The organism is Streptomyces caniscabiei, assembly GCF_014930365.1.
Classification (GTDB): Bacteria; Actinomycetota; Actinomycetes; order Streptomycetales; family Streptomycetaceae; genus Streptomyces; species Streptomyces caniscabiei.
Genome location: NZ_JABXWI010000003.1, coordinates 702,006 through 716,177, shown reverse-complemented (window position 1 = coordinate 716,177; position 14,172 = coordinate 702,006). Strand labels below are relative to the sequence as shown.

Sequence of the window (14,172 nt, the reverse complement as noted above, 5' to 3'; positions counted from 1 at the left end):
TCGTAGGTCTGGCGCATCCGCGTCTGGAGGCCCGACGCATACGCGCCTGAAGCCCCGACGCATGCGTGCCCAGAGGCCCGACCCACCTGCGGTCGGAGCCTTCTCCGTCGCGTTCGGCTGTCATGGCCGTGTGGTGAGCCTCAGGGTGCCCGAAAAAACGGACATACCGCGCTATCTTGCCTAGGGTGATCCAGGCCATCGGATTGACCAGCAATCCTCGCAAGGACTTTCCGCCCGCCGTCGACGATGTGTCCTTCGAGGCGCACTCCGGCCACGTCACCGCACTCCTCGGGGCCCCCGGAGCGGGTAAGTCGACAGTGCTGAAACTCCTGCTCGAACTCCAACAGGGCCGTGGCGTCGCCTACTTCAGAGGGCGCCCCCTGCACCGCATCGCCCACCCCTCACGCGAAGTGGGAGTGCTGCTCGGCGAGGTGCCCGGCCACCCGGCCCGCACGGTCCGAGGCCATCTGCGCATGCTGTGCGCCGCCGCGGGACTGCCCACGCGGCGGGCCGACGAAGTCCTGGAGGTCGTGGGCCTGGTCGGTCTGCGCGAGGCGCGGCTGGGCACACTCTCGCGGGGCATGGACCGCCGCCTCGGTCTGGCCTGCGCGCTGCTGTCCGACCCGCACACCCTCGTGCTGGACGAGCCGGCCCACGCGCTGGCCGTCCGCGAGGGGCGGTGGCTGCACGGGATCATGCGGGCGCACGCCGAGCAGGGCGGAACGGTCCTGTTCACCACCGCCGACCCCAAGGAGGCCGCGCGGACCGCCGACCGGGTCCTCACCCTCGAACAGGGCAGGCTCGTCGCCGACCAGGACGTCGCCGACTTCTCCCGGACCCGGCTCCGGCCCAGGGTCGCCGTTCGTACGCCCTACGCCGCCCGCCTCGAGGCACTGCTGACCAAGGAGGCCCGGACCGCGCGGCGTTCCGTGGAGATCGTGCCGGAGAGAGGCAACCGGCTCTCGGTGTACGGGAGTACATGCGCGGAGATCGGCGAGGTCGCGTTCCGGCACGGCATCCTCGTACACCAACTCGCCGACGAGATCGGCGACATGGGCCCGGCACCGCAGATGCCCGCAGTGGCGGTCGAAGACGATCCGGAGGAGTGGGCCGACGTGTCGCACGAAGCGGCCCAGGAGGCACGAGTGCTTCTCGCGGCGCACGACGCGTCCGCCGGGATGCCTCGGGCGAGCGGGTTCGCGACGGTGGCCGAGCCGCGCACCCGGGCGTCGGCCCACAGCGCGGCGGAGGGCGATGCCGAGCCCGGAACCGCCCGCGCCGCCACTGCCGCCGCTGCGGCCGATGTCGACCTCACGGCAGCGCCCCTGGCCGACCCGTCCGAGACGGGCCCGCTGTCGCACTCCCCGGCAACGGCGCCCGAACCAGTACCGACGCCGCCCCTGCCGGTGCTCCCGCCGCCCATCACCGTGCGGTCGGCGCCGAACCCGCTGCGTCCGCTGCGGTACGAGTTGCGGCGGACCTGTGGTGTCGGCACCGCCTACGTGACCGCCGCGACCGTACTCGTCACGTCCGCCCTCATGGCGGTGGTCCTGGCCAGGATCGGACACACCCCGCAGCCGCGGCTGCTGGCCGCGTGGCCGCGGGAGCTGCCGCTGCCGCCCGCCGCCATCGGCGCGGGGCTGCTCGGGGCCGTCGCCTTCGGCGACGAGTTCCGCCACCCCGCCCTGGCCGCGGACCGTGGCACCGTGCCGCGTCGCCTGGGGCTGCTCGTCGCGAAGCTCCTCGTCGCGGCGGCCACCGCGCTGCTCCTGGCGGTCCTCGCCGTCGGTTGCGACCTCGAAGTGCTCTACCTCGTCTACGGTCCGGAACTCATCTCCGTCCCCGCCGACTGGCTGCCGCTCGGGGCGAGTTGGGTCGGACTCGTCGTGGGGTGCGCCTGGGCGGGGGTGCTCGCCGCGGGGGTCTTCCGGTCCACCTCGGCGGGGCTCGCCGCCGTGGTCGCCGTACCCCTCCTCGTCGTACCCCTGGTGCAGAAGGCGCTGGAGGGGGCCTCCGTGCGCAGTGCGATCGGGTTTCCGGTGCGGCTGCGCGAGCTGGTGCTGGTGCAGTGGCCCTTCGGGGGAGAGCGCTATCTGGAAGTGCTGGTGCGGGCGATCGTCCAACCCGTGGGCGGGGCGCTGCTGTTGTCGCTGACCGCGCTGCTGGGGGCCTACGTGCTCACGAACCTGCGCGGCCGGGCCCGCGGATGATCGTCGTCATCCTTTCGTGCTCACCGTCCGTGCTCTTCCGTCGACGCAATGCGCACAACTCCTCGTAGAACGCCCATTTCTTTCCGATAAGGCGTCAATTGCGACGGGGTGAGCGATCACCCTTTCGTGTGCTTTTCACCAAAGACCTCAAGGGAGTTGAGAACACAGCCGACAAAGGATGCGTGAGTACCCTTGCGCACACCATGATGACCGCCGCCCGCTCCGCCGACTCCGGCCTCGCAGGACCGGGCGACCTCGACCGCTACCCCTACGCCGAGCACCCCGCCGTGGACCGCGTAGGCCTCCCCGCCTGGGACGGCGCGGACCCCGAGCTGGGGCGCGTGGGCCGACGCGCCGCCGGGAGCCGCGGACGCGGACTGCACGGCCAACTCGTCCAGCAGCTCGGCCAGATGATCGTCTCCGGGGACCTGGGCGCGGATCGCCCCCTCGTGCCCGAGGAGATCGGCCAGCGGTTCGAGGTCTCCCGCACCGTCGTCCGTGAATCCCTGCGCGTCCTGGAGGCCAAGGGCCTGGTCAGCGCCCGGCCGAACGTCGGCACGCGCGTACGTCCCGTCAGCGACTGGAACCTGCTCGACCCGGACATCATCGAGTGGCGGGCCTTCGGTCCGCAGCGCGACGACCAGCGGCGCGAGCTCAACGAACTGCGCTGGATGATCGAGCCGCTCGCCGCCCGCCTCGCCGCCGGACACGGCCGTGACGACGTCCAGCAGCGTCTCGGTGACATGGTCGAGCTGATGGGCCACGCCATGGCCCAGGGCGACCCGCTGACGTTCTCGCGCGCGGACGCCGAGTTCCACTCGCTGCTGATCCAGGTCGCGAGCAACCGCATGCTGGAGCACCTCTCCGGGATCGTCTCGGCGGCCCTCCAGGTCTCCGGCGGACCGGTCACCGGATGCGACCGGCCCACCGAATCGACGCTGACGCACCACGCCCGGATCGTCGACGCCCTCGCCGCGGGCGACGGAGGGGCGGCCGAGGCGGCCATGCGGCAACTGCTCACCGTCCACCCCGAGGTGGAACGTGTGGTGCCCGCGCCGCGCGAGCACTGAGGGCGCGCGGAGCGGGACAGGTGCGACGCGGCCGGGGTGCGGGCCCCTCCCGTGGCGTCGCTCGCCCGGCGGACCCGTGCCGCCGGGCCCCATCGGATCCTCCTGGGATTCGGCGGGGTCCGGCGGCACGACGCCAGGGCCGGCGTCCTCGTCGACGCGCCCCGTCGGGACGGTGATCCATATCGAGGAGTTCATTCGGGAATCGTCCGGGTACACGTCCGAACAGAACCGGTTGTGGCCTTGATCGATTACGTCTGGCAGTATCTGACCGCTTTTGGCCGCTTACGGGGTGTGACTCGGGCCACGCAGATTGGGCGTAACGCTCGTGGGAACAGCGCGATGACCTAAGAGGTGACAGCCGCGGAGGGAATACGGACGCCGTTCACGGCGCTGTGCCTCTTCCCGGCCCCCGCCCGTACCGTCGGCCCACTCCCAAGCCGGTGGTCGGCTCCTGTCCGCAGTGGACGGGGCCGGAAGCCGTTTTCCAACGTTCCGAGAGGTTGTTCGTGTCGGCCAGCACATCCCGTACGCTCCCGCCGGAGATCGCCGAGTCCGTCTCTGTCATGGCGCTCATTGAGCGGGGAAAGGCTGAGGGGCAGATCGCCGGCGACGATGTGCGTCGGGCCTTCGAAGCTGACCAGATTCCGGCCACTCAGTGGAAGAACGTACTGCGCAGCCTCAACCAGATCCTCGAGGAAGAGGGTGTGACGCTGATGGTCAGTGCCGCGGAGCCCAAGCGCACCCGAAAGAGCGTCGCAGCGAAGAGTCCGGCCAAGCGCACCGCCACCAAGACGGTCGCGGCGAAGACGGTGACCACCAAGAAGGCCACCGCTCCAACCGCTCCCGCGGTGCCCGCCGCCGACGACTCCGCCGAGGACGCCACCCCCGCCAAGAAGGCCGCAGCCAAGAAGGCAGTGGCCAAGAAGGCGGCGCCCGCCAAGAAGACCGTCGCCGCCAAGAAGACGGCGGCCAAGAAGACCACCGCCAAGAAGGGCGACGCGGAGCTCGTCGACGAAGAGGTTCTCGAGGAGACTCCCGGCGGCAAGCCCGGTGAGGAGCCCGAGGGCACCGAGAACGCCGGTTTCGTCCTGTCCGACGAGGACGAGGACGACGCGCCCGCCCAGCAGGTCGCCGCCGCCGGTGCCACCGCCGACCCGGTCAAGGACTACCTCAAGCAGATCGGCAAGGTCCCGCTGCTCAACGCCGAGCAGGAGGTCGAGCTCGCCAAGCGCATCGAGGCCGGTCTGTTCGCCGAGGACAAGCTGGCCAATGCAGACAAGCTCGCCCCCAAGCTCAAGCGCGAGCTGGAGATTATCGCCGAGGACGGCCGCCGCGCCAAGAACCACCTGCTGGAGGCCAACCTCCGACTGGTGGTCTCCCTGGCCAAGCGCTACACCGGCCGCGGCATGCTCTTCCTGGACCTGATCCAGGAGGGCAACCTCGGTCTGATCCGCGCGGTCGAGAAGTTCGACTACACCAAGGGCTACAAGTTCTCCACGTACGCCACCTGGTGGATCCGTCAGGCGATCACCCGCGCCATGGCCGACCAGGCCCGCACCATCCGTATTCCGGTGCACATGGTCGAGGTCATCAACAAGCTGGCGCGTGTGCAGCGTCAGATGCTCCAGGACCTGGGCCGCGAGCCCACCCCGGAGGAGCTGGCCAAGGAACTCGACATGACCCCCGAGAAGGTCATCGAGGTCCAGAAGTACGGCCGCGAGCCCATCTCCCTGCACACCCCGCTGGGCGAGGACGGCGACAGCGAGTTCGGTGACCTCATCGAGGACTCCGAGGCTGTCGTCCCGGCCGACGCGGTCAGCTTCACGCTGCTGCAGGAGCAGCTGCACTCCGTCCTCGACACGCTCTCCGAGCGCGAGGCGGGCGTCGTCTCCATGCGGTTCGGTCTCACCGACGGTCAGCCGAAGACCCTCGACGAGATCGGCAAGGTGTACGGCGTCACGCGTGAGCGCATCCGCCAGATCGAGTCCAAGACGATGTCGAAGCTGCGTCACCCGTCGCGCTCGCAGGTGCTGCGCGACTATCTCGACTAGGCAGTCCCCGCCGGCCCGTCCGGTCGGTCCGAAGGCCCGGTTCCCTCGAAGGAGCCGGGCCTTCGGCGTGTGTGCGGCATGCGAAAGCCGATCCCGTGGATCACTCTGGGTGTGCCATCCAAGACCCGGAGTGAGGAGCCCGCATGCGTCGTTCGTTCGCCCGACTGCTGGCCGTCGCGGCCACCACGGCCGTCATACCGCTGGTGTCGCCGCCACCGGCGACGGCCGAGGTCGTCATCGGCGGTCATCCGGTCGAGATCTCCCAGGCGCCCTGGACGGTGGCGCTGTCCAGTCGTGACCGGTTCGGGGGTACGCGGGCCGGGCAGTTCTGCGGCGGGGTCGTGGTCGGCCCCACGACCGTGCTGACGGCCGCCCACTGCCTCAGCGAGGGTGTGCTGGGCGGTCCGCCGGAGCGCGTTCCCGATCTGCGGGTCATCGCCGATCGTGCCGAGCTGCAGTCGACCGAGGGGCAGGAGATCCCGGTGAGCGGCGCCTGGGTCAACCCCGAGTACGACCCCTACACGAACGCGGGCGACTTCGCGGTGGTCACGCTCGCCGCACCGCTGCCCGAGACCTCCGTCATCGGGCTGGCGGGTGCCGGGGACGCGGCGTACGAGCCAGGCACGTCGGCGGCGGTCTACGGCTGGGGGGACACCACGGGCGCCGGGGACTACGGACAGGGCCTGCGGGCCGCCTCGGTGGAGGTGCTGGCCGACGCCGTCTGCGAGCGGGCCTATCCGGGCAGCGCGGAAGGCCGGTACCAGTCCGGTTCCATGGTGTGCGCGGGGGCGCAGAACGGGGGCCGGGACGCCTGCCAGGGGGACAGCGGAGGACCGCTGGTCGCCCGGGGGAAGCTGATCGGCCTCGTCTCGTGGGGCAGCGGCTGTGGGATCGCCGGGAATCCCGGCGTCTACACCAGGGGCTCGTACATCGCCCGGGTGCTGGCGGAAAGCCGCTGAGCGGGCGCTGAGGCGCCCTGTGCGGCCGAACCCCTTGTGGGTGCGGGACGAGAGCGGGCGGCCACCCCGTGGGTACGGGAGTGGCCGCCCGGTCACCGGCCTCGAGCCGGTGGCGGCTCGTCGTCAGGTGCGAAGCGTCAGCGCTCGTCCTCTTCTGCGGTCGCGGGAGCGGCCGTGAGCCGCTCCGTCTCGTCCTGTATCTCCGCGGCGATCTTCTTGAGCTCCGGCTCGAACTTGCGGCCGTGGTGGGCGCAGAACAGCAGCTCTCCACCGCTCAGCAGGACGACGCGCAGATAGGCCTGGGCGCCGCAGCGGTCGCATCGGTCAGCGGCCGTCAGCGGGGTCGCGGGGGTCAGAACAGTAGTCACGTCGCCTCTTCTCTAGCTCGACGAGCTGTCGTACCAGGGTCAACATCCAACCAGGCCGAAAACGTTCCCGCTCGCGGCTTTAACTCGAAAAAATCTTTCCGGGCCGGCTGTCTGCTGCCGGTTGGCGGCGAATGAGCCGTAGTGCGTGTCTTCGTGTCGTACGGGTTCGCGCTGTCTGTCAGGGGTTCTTCGGTGGTTCTGGTGGTTGTTCTTTCGGTTGTACGGTCCTCCCGGCTGGGTTGCCGGTTGTTCATGAGGACGTGCCCGGAGCCTAAATGGTTCATGCCTGGAAGGGAACGTGATATGTACTTCACCCCATCGAGGGATCGAACGTGTATGCGACGCTGGACTACTCTGAGTTTCGGACGAGGGTGGCGTTACAACGGCTCTACCAGGCCTCGGTACCCTCGGACCGGCAACAGAGCCCGGCCCCTTACCCCAATGGGCCGCACCTGAAATTCAGCGAGGAGCGAACCGCGTGACCGCCGATACGTCCGTGCCGTCCACAGCGCTGCTGACCGGAGCAGACCGGGACGGTTCCAACTACACCGCGCGGCACCTGCTCGTCCTCGAGGGGCTCGAGGCCGTGCGGAAGCGCCCCGGCATGTACATCGGCTCGACCGACAGTCGAGGCCTGATGCACTGCCTCTGGGAGATCATCGACAACTCCGTGGACGAGGCCCTCGGGGGCTACTGCGACCACATCGAGGTGATCCTCCACGACGACGCCTCCGTGGAGGTGCGGGACAACGGCCGCGGCATCCCGGTCGACGTCGAGCCCAAAACCGGCCTGTCCGGCGTCGAGGTCGTCATGACCAAGCTGCACGCCGGCGGCAAGTTCGGCGGCGGCTCGTACGCGGCCTCCGGCGGTCTGCACGGCGTGGGCGCCTCCGTGGTGAACGCGCTCTCCGCCCGCCTGGACGTCGAGGTGGACCGCAGCGGCAGCACCCACGCCATCAGCTTCCGACGCGGAGTGCCCGGCGCCTTCGCGGGCAACGGCCCGGACGCCAAGTTCGAGACCGGCGGTCTGCGCAAGGGCAAGCGGATCCCCAAGACGCGCACCGGCACGCGCGTGCGCTACTGGGCCGACCGCCAGATCTTCCTCAAGGACGCCAAGCTCTCCCTGGAGCACCTGCACCAGCGCGCCCGCCAGACCGCCTTCCTCGTGCCCGGGCTGACGATCGTCGTCCGGGACGAGTTCGGTCTCGGTGAGGGCGGCAGCAAGGGCGAGGAGTCGTTCCGCTTCGACGGCGGCATCAGCGAGTTCTGCGAGTACCTGGCCTCCGACAAGCCGGTCTGCGACGTCCTGCGCTTCTCCGGGCAGGGCACCTTCAGGGAGACCGTGCCCGTCCTGGACGAGCACGGCCAGATGACGCCCACGCAGGTCACCCGTGAACTCGGCGTCGACGTCGCCATGCGCTGGGGCACCGGCTACGACACGACGCTCAAGTCCTTCGTGAACATCATCGCCACCCCCAAGGGCGGCACCCATGTCGCGGGCTTCGAACAGGCCGTGGCCACCACGATGAACGAGGTGCTGCGCGCCAAGAAGATGCTGCGCGTGGCCGAGGACGACATCGTCAAGGACGACGCCCTCGAAGGCCTCACCGCCGTCGTCACCGTCCGCCTCGCCGAGCCGCAGTTCGAGGGCCAGACCAAGGAGGTCCTCGGCACCTCGGCGGCCCGCCGCATCGTGACGCAGGTGGTCGCCAAGGAGCTCAAGGCCTTCCTGACCTCCACCAAGCGGGACGCCGCCGCCCAGGCGCGGGTCGTCATGGAGAAGGCCGTCGCCGCCGCGCGTACGCGTATCGCCGCACGTCAGCACAAGGACGCGCAGCGTCGCAAGACGGCGCTGGAGTCCTCGTCGCTGCCGGCCAAGCTCGCCGACTGCCGCAGTGACGACGTGGAGCGCAGCGAGCTGTTCATCGTCGAGGGGGACTCGGCGCTCGGTACGGCGAAGCTCGCCCGGAACTCCGAGTTCCAGGCGCTGCTGCCGATCCGGGGCAAGATCCTCAACGTCCAGAAGTCGTCCGTGACCGACATGCTCAAGAACGCCGAGTGCGGCGCGATCATCCAGGTCATAGGGGCGGGCTCGGGGCGTACCTTCGACATCGACGCGGCCCGTTACGGCAAGATCATCATGATGACCGACGCCGATGTGGACGGGTCGCACATCCGCTGTCTGCTGTTGACGCTCTTCCAGCGGTACATGCGGCCGATGGTCGAGGCGGGCCGCGTCTTCGCGGCGGTCCCCCCGCTGCACCGGATCGAGCTGGTCCAGCCCAAGAAGGGGCAGGACAAGTACGTCTACACGTACTCGGACCGTGAGCTGCGCGACAAGCTGCTGGAGTTCCAGAGCAAGAACATCCGCTACAAGGACTCCATCCAGCGCTACAAGGGCCTCGGCGAGATGGACGCCGACCAGCTGGCGGAGACGACGATGGACCCGCGGCACCGCACGCTGCGGCGGATCAACCTGTCGGACCTGGAAGCGGCGGAGCAGGTCTTCGACCTGCTGATGGGGAACGACGTCGCACCGCGCAAGGAGTTCATCTCCAGCTCCGCGGCCACGCTGGACCGGTCGCGCATCGACGCGTAGCCCATGTCACCGGGCCGGAGGCGGGTGCCTTCGGCCCGGCGGGGTGGGCCCGGAGGCGGGTGCCTTCGGCCCGCCGGGGGCGGGGCCCGGATCGCGCCTCTTCGACCCGCACACGGGCGCCGGTGGGTCTCTTGTGCCGCAAGTGCGGGAGGCTGGCCGGGGTTTCACCTGATGGGGTGAACAATCGTGAAGAGGTGCGCCAGGGGTCTTTCCGTTCTGTCCATGCTTGGGCATGCAGTCAAGCACCGGCCGTCCCCGTCGACGCGGGGGTGGTTCTGAGAGCCCGGTTGAGCAGCACGAGGGGCACGGCCTCGCCAGCGCGGACGTGCGGTTCGACGATCCCTGGTACGACGCGCTGGCCTCCGGCTGGGGGGAGTTGGACGGCACCGGCGGACCGGCCCCGGTCGTGGCCGACCCGCGGGAGAGCCGGAGCGAGGGCGCGGCGGACGTCTATCTGGAGGTCCAGCGGAGCGCGGCCTTCCAGGAGGTGCGCAGCCGCTACCGCAGGTTCGTGATCCCGGGCGTCGCCGTCTTCTTCACCTGGTACGTGGCCTACGTCGTGGCGGCGACGACCGCCCCGGACCTGATGGCACGGCCGGTGGCGGGCGCGGTGAACGTGGCGATGCTGGCCGGGCTCGGGCAGTTCCTCACGACGTTCCTGTTCACCTGGGCGTACGCGCGCCACGCGAGGCTGCGCCGGGACCGGGCGGCGCTCGATCTGCGGTGGGACACCCAGGAGTTGACGCGCGGCATCACGGGGGGTGCGCGGTGACAGCCGACCATCAGACGCTGGCGCTGGTGCTGTTCAGCGCGTTCGTGGCGGTCACGTTGGGCATCACGACGTGGGTGAGCCGTAACCGGCACGGCTCCGCCGAGGAGTTCTACGCCGGCGGACGGCTGTTCTCGCCGATGGAGAATGGTTTTGCCATCGCGGGCGACTACATGTCCGCCGCTTCCTTCCTGGGCATCTCCGGCCTCATCGCGCTCTTCGGGTACGACGGGCTGCTCTATTCCGTGGGGTTCCTGGTCGCCTGGCTCGTGGTGCTCTTCCTGGTGGCCGAACTGGTGCGCAACTGCGGGCGGTTCACCCTCGCCGACGTCGTCGCGGCGCGGATGAACGAGCGGCCGGTGCGGATCGCCGCGGGAACTTCCTCGGTGACCGTGTCCGTTCTGTACCTGGTGGCGCAGATGGTGGGAGCGGGCACGCTCGTCGCGCTGCTGCTGGGAGGAGAGAGCGAGGCGGCGCAGGCCTGGACGGTCATCGGGGTCGGCGCGCTCATGGTCGTCTATGTGTCGCTGGGAGGGATGCGGGCCACCACCTGGATCCAGATCGTGAAAGCGGTCCTGTTGATGGGCGGGGCGATCGCCCTGACCGTGCTCGTCCTGGTGCGGTTCCACGGCGACTTCGACCAGTTGCTGCGGACGGCCGCCGAGCGCAGCGGACACGGAGACGCGTTCCTCGCACCCGGACTGAGGTACGGCGGGGACTGGATCGCGCGGTTCGACTTCATCAGCCTCGGGCTCGCCCTGGTGCTGGGCACGGCCGGGCTGCCGCACATCCTGTCGCGCTTCTACACCGTGCCCACCGCGCGGGCCGCACGGCGCTCGGTCGTCTGGTCGATCGGCCTCATCGGCGGCTTCTACCTGATGACGATCGTGCTGGGCTTCGGCGCGGCCGCCATCGTCGGCCCGGAGGCCGTGCGCGGCTCCAACGCGGCCGGGAACACGGCGGTGCCACTGCTGGCCCTGGACCTGGGCGGCGGAGCCGACTCCACCGGTGGAACGGTTCTGTTCGCGATCGTCGCGGCCATCGCCTTCGCCACGATCCTCGCGGTCGTCGCCGGGATCACCCTCGCGTCGTCGGCGTCCGTCGCCCACGACCTGTACGCGTCGCTGCGCCGCAGACGTTCGAAGCCGTACAGCGAAGTCGCGGTGGCGCGCACGGCCGCCGTCGGTATCGGCGTGGTCGCGATCGCCCTCGGGCTGCTGGCCAAGGACCTCAACGTGGCCTTCCTGGTCGGCCTCGCCTTCGCGGTCGCCGCCTCCGCCAACCTGCCCGTCCTGCTGTACTCGCTGTTCTGGCGGGGGTTCACCACCCGGGGGGCGGTGTGGTCCGTGTACGGCGGACTGGTTCCCTCCGTGATCCTCGTCCTGCTGTCGCCCGTCGTCTCGGGGAGCGCCGACTCGCTGTTCCCCGGCGTCGACTTCCAGTACTTCCCGTTGCAGAACCCCGGCCTCGTCTCCATCCCGCTGGGCTTCCTCGCCGGCTGGCTCGGCACGGTCACCTCGGCCGAACCGCCGGACGAGGCGAAGCACGCGGAGACCGAGGTGCGGTCGCTGACGGGAGCGGGGGCGGTGTGAGCGCCCGGGGCGCGGCCGCAGGCACGGCCCCCCCTGCGGCCGCCGAGGAGAAGCGCGTGCGCGCGCCGGAGGCCCCTCAGGAGCGCGTCGCCCACTCGTAGCGGTGTTCCGGGCGGCCGGCGTCGCCGTACTTGAGGGTCAGCCGGGCCCGTCCCGTGCGCTCCAGGAGCTTCAGATAGCGCTGCGCGGTCTGACGGCTCAGGCCCGTCCGCTCGGCGATCTCCTGGGCGGACAGCGCGCCCTCGGCGGTCATCAGGGCGCGGCGCACCAGCTCGGTGGTGGTGGGGGAGTGCCCCTTGGGCAGGTCCGGTTCGCCGCCCGCCGACAGCGCCCCGAAGATCCGGTCGACCTCGGCCTGTTCGGCCTCGCCGCCGCCGTCCAGGGTGCGCCGCAGCTCCGCGTAGGCCTCCAGCTTCGCCCGCAGCCCGGCGAACGCGAACGGTTTCACCAGGTACTGGAGCGCGCCCTGGCGCATCGCGGCCTGGACGGTCGAGACGTCACGGGCCGCCGTCACCATGATGACGTCGGTCTCGTGACCTCGCCGACGCATCTCCTGGACGACCACGAGTCCCGTGTCGTCCGGCAGATAGTGGTCCAGGAGAACCAGGTCCACGTGGGGCAGCGTCTCCAGCAGCCGCAACGCCTCCGCCGCGCTGTGGGCCACACCGGCGACGTGGAAACCGGCGACCTTCTCCACATAGGCGGCGTTGACGCGGGCGACCCTGATGTCGTCGTCCACGATCAGGACCTCGATCATCGCGACTCCTTGTCGGCGGCGGTGACGGCGGCGGCTTCGGCTTCCTGCGGCGGACCCGGCTCGGCGAGCGCGTCGGGCAGGACGACGGTGAACTCCGCGCCCCCGCCCTCCGCCTCGCCGACCGTGGCGCTGCCCCCCTGCCGCTCGGCGAGCCGGCGCACCAGGGAGAGCCCGATGCCGCGTTCGCGATGGGCCGGGCGCGTCTTGGTGGACCAGCCGTCCGTGAAGATCAACTCCCGCTTGTCGGACGGGACTCCGGGGCCCGTGTCCCGTACCCGGAGGACAGCCGTACGACCCTCGGCGCGCAGATCGACCTCCACGCGCGCGTGCGGTGTGCCCGCGACGGCGTCCAGGGCGTTGTCGACGAGGTTGCCGACCACGGTCACCAGCCCCCGGGGGTCGATCAGCCGGTCAGGCAGCAGGGTGCCGCCCGCGAGCGACAGGGCCACTCCGCGCTCGGCCGCGACGGTCGCCTTGCCGACCAGCACCGCGGCCAGCAACGGATCGTGGATCTTCTCGGTGACCTGCTCGGCGGTCGCACGATGATCGCCGACGACCTCGCCGACGAACTCCACGGCCTCGTCGTACATCTCCAGTTCCAGCAGGCCGAGGAGCGTGTGCATCCGGTTGGCGTGCTCGTGGTCCTGGGCGCGCAGGGCGTCCGTCAGACCGCGCGTGGAGTCGAGCTCACGGCCCAGCTGCTCCAGCTCGGTGCGGTCGCGGAGGGTGGCGACGGCGCCCCCGTCGTCCGTGGGCATGCGGTTGGCGACCAGCACGCGGTTGCCGCGCACGGTCAGCAAGTCGGTGCCCGTGACGCGGCCGGCCAGCACATCGGTCGTACGGCCGGGGCCGAGCGCGTCGTCGAGCGACCTGCCGAGCGCCTCGTCGCCGATGCCGAGCAGCCGCCGGGCCTCGTCGTTGAGGAGGCGCACACGCCCGGCGCGATCCAGCGCGACCACGCCCTCCCGGATGCCGTGCAGCATCGCCTCGCGCTCCGCCAGCAGCCCCGCGATGTCGGAGAAGGCCAGGTCACGGGTCTGCCGATGGACTCGCCGGGAGATCAGATACGCGGCCAGCGCCCCGACGGCCATGGCCCCGCCGGCGTAGGCCAGGAGCCCGGGGATGGCGTGGATCAGCCGGGCGCGCACACTGTCGTACTCGATCCCCACCGAGACGGCGCCGACGATCCTCCCGCTCGCGTCGCGCAGCGGCACCTTGCCCCGGGCCGAGCGGCCGAGGGTCCCCGAGTCGATCTCCATGACCTCGTTGCCGGCCAGGGCGCGGCGCGGGTCGGTGGAGACGAGCCCGCCGATCTCCATCGGGTCGGGGTGCGACCAGCGCACGCCGTCGCGGTCCATCACCACCACGTACTCGGCCCCGCTGGCCTTCCGGATCCGCTCCGCCTCCACCTGCACGGGGCCGTTCACGGAGGGCTTCGTCGAGACGAGGTCCTCCGCGATCTGCGGCTGGGCAGCCGTGGTCTGCGCTATGGCGAGGGCCCGGCGCATCGCCTGGTCGTCCAGCTGGTCGCTGAGCGGTGCGAGGAACAGCCCGGTCGCGAGGACGGCGACACCGGCGGCGATCGCCACCTGCATCAGCAGGACCTGCGAGAACACCCGCCGCGGCATACCGAGACGCAGGCGGCGTGCGGGGGGAGTGGGGCTCATACCCATGACGGTACGTGGACGGGGTAGGCCGGTCGTAGTGGGGTGTGGCGCGGATCTCACTCGCCCGGTGTTTGCGCGAAGGGCCGAGGCCTCGGCCGTTCCGGGCGGGAGGCCCCTGATGCCAGCTCGC

The 14,172-nt window shown here is 70.7% G+C and carries 10 protein-coding genes; 7 read left to right on the top strand and 3 right to left on the bottom strand.

The genetic code is table 11. From position 1 onward, the window contains the following. The first annotated feature begins 185 nt into the window (after nucleotides 1–185). From HW837_RS11295 to HW837_RS11280, 4 genes are all read left to right on the top strand, one after another. Entirely contained in the window at nucleotides 186–2,210 is a 2,025-nt protein-coding gene (locus HW837_RS11295) for an ABC transporter ATP-binding protein (protein WP_193381274.1), read from the top strand. A gap of 182 nt (nucleotides 2,211–2,392) precedes the next feature. Beyond that, the gene (locus HW837_RS11290; protein WP_078853770.1) at nucleotides 2,393–3,280 is read left to right on the top strand and encodes a FadR/GntR family transcriptional regulator; all 888 of its coding nucleotides are present in this window, start codon (nucleotides 2,393–2,395) and stop codon (nucleotides 3,278–3,280) included. 506 nt (nucleotides 3,281–3,786) lie between these two features. Further along, nucleotides 3,787–5,331 carry an RNA polymerase sigma factor gene (locus HW837_RS11285; protein WP_193381273.1) on the top strand — a complete coding sequence of 515 codons (1,545 nt, stop codon included), beginning with the start codon at nucleotides 3,787–3,789 and terminating at the stop codon, nucleotides 5,329–5,331. Between the two features lie 143 nt (nucleotides 5,332–5,474). Then, nucleotides 5,475–6,290 carry a S1 family peptidase gene (locus HW837_RS11280; protein ID WP_045561090.1) on the top strand — a complete coding sequence of 272 codons (816 nt, stop codon included), beginning with the start codon at nucleotides 5,475–5,477 and terminating at the stop codon, nucleotides 6,288–6,290. A gap of 137 nt (nucleotides 6,291–6,427) precedes the next feature. Here the strand turns inward: HW837_RS11280 and HW837_RS11275 are convergent, their stop codons facing one another. Continuing rightward, a complete protein-coding gene (locus HW837_RS11275; RefSeq protein ID WP_013000244.1) occupies nucleotides 6,428–6,658 on the bottom strand; it encodes a DUF7455 domain-containing protein in 231 nt (76 codons plus the stop codon). Between the two features lie 478 nt (nucleotides 6,659–7,136). Here HW837_RS11275 and HW837_RS11270 point away from each other — a divergent pair, with 478 nt between their 5' ends. From HW837_RS11270 to HW837_RS11260, 3 genes are all read left to right on the top strand, one after another. Then, a complete protein-coding gene (locus tag HW837_RS11270) occupies nucleotides 7,137–9,257 on the top strand; it encodes a DNA gyrase/topoisomerase IV subunit B (protein ID WP_045561089.1) in 2,121 nt (706 codons plus the stop codon). Between the two features lie 232 nt (nucleotides 9,258–9,489). Continuing rightward, complete coding sequence (locus HW837_RS11265; RefSeq protein ID WP_078853779.1) at nucleotides 9,490–10,029, top strand: DUF485 domain-containing protein; 540 nt, start codon at nucleotides 9,490–9,492, stop codon at nucleotides 10,027–10,029. Beyond that, nucleotides 10,026–11,618, top strand: a complete 1,593-nt coding sequence (locus tag HW837_RS11260) for a solute symporter family protein (RefSeq protein ID WP_093790466.1) — start codon at nucleotides 10,026–10,028, stop codon at nucleotides 11,616–11,618. Before HW837_RS11265 ends, HW837_RS11260 begins: the two co-directional genes overlap by 4 nt. 76 nt (nucleotides 11,619–11,694) lie before the next feature. Here the strand turns inward: HW837_RS11260 and HW837_RS11255 are convergent, their stop codons facing one another. After that, on the bottom strand, nucleotides 11,695–12,375 hold the full coding sequence (locus tag HW837_RS11255; protein ID WP_045561086.1) for a response regulator: 681 nt from the start codon (nucleotides 12,373–12,375) through the stop codon (nucleotides 11,695–11,697). Beyond that, the gene (locus HW837_RS11250; RefSeq protein WP_193381272.1) at nucleotides 12,372–14,042 is read right to left on the bottom strand and encodes an ATP-binding protein; all 1,671 of its coding nucleotides are present in this window, start codon (nucleotides 14,040–14,042) and stop codon (nucleotides 12,372–12,374) included. Before HW837_RS11250 ends, HW837_RS11255 begins: the two co-directional genes overlap by 4 nt. Nucleotides 14,043–14,172: the final 130 nt, after the last annotated feature.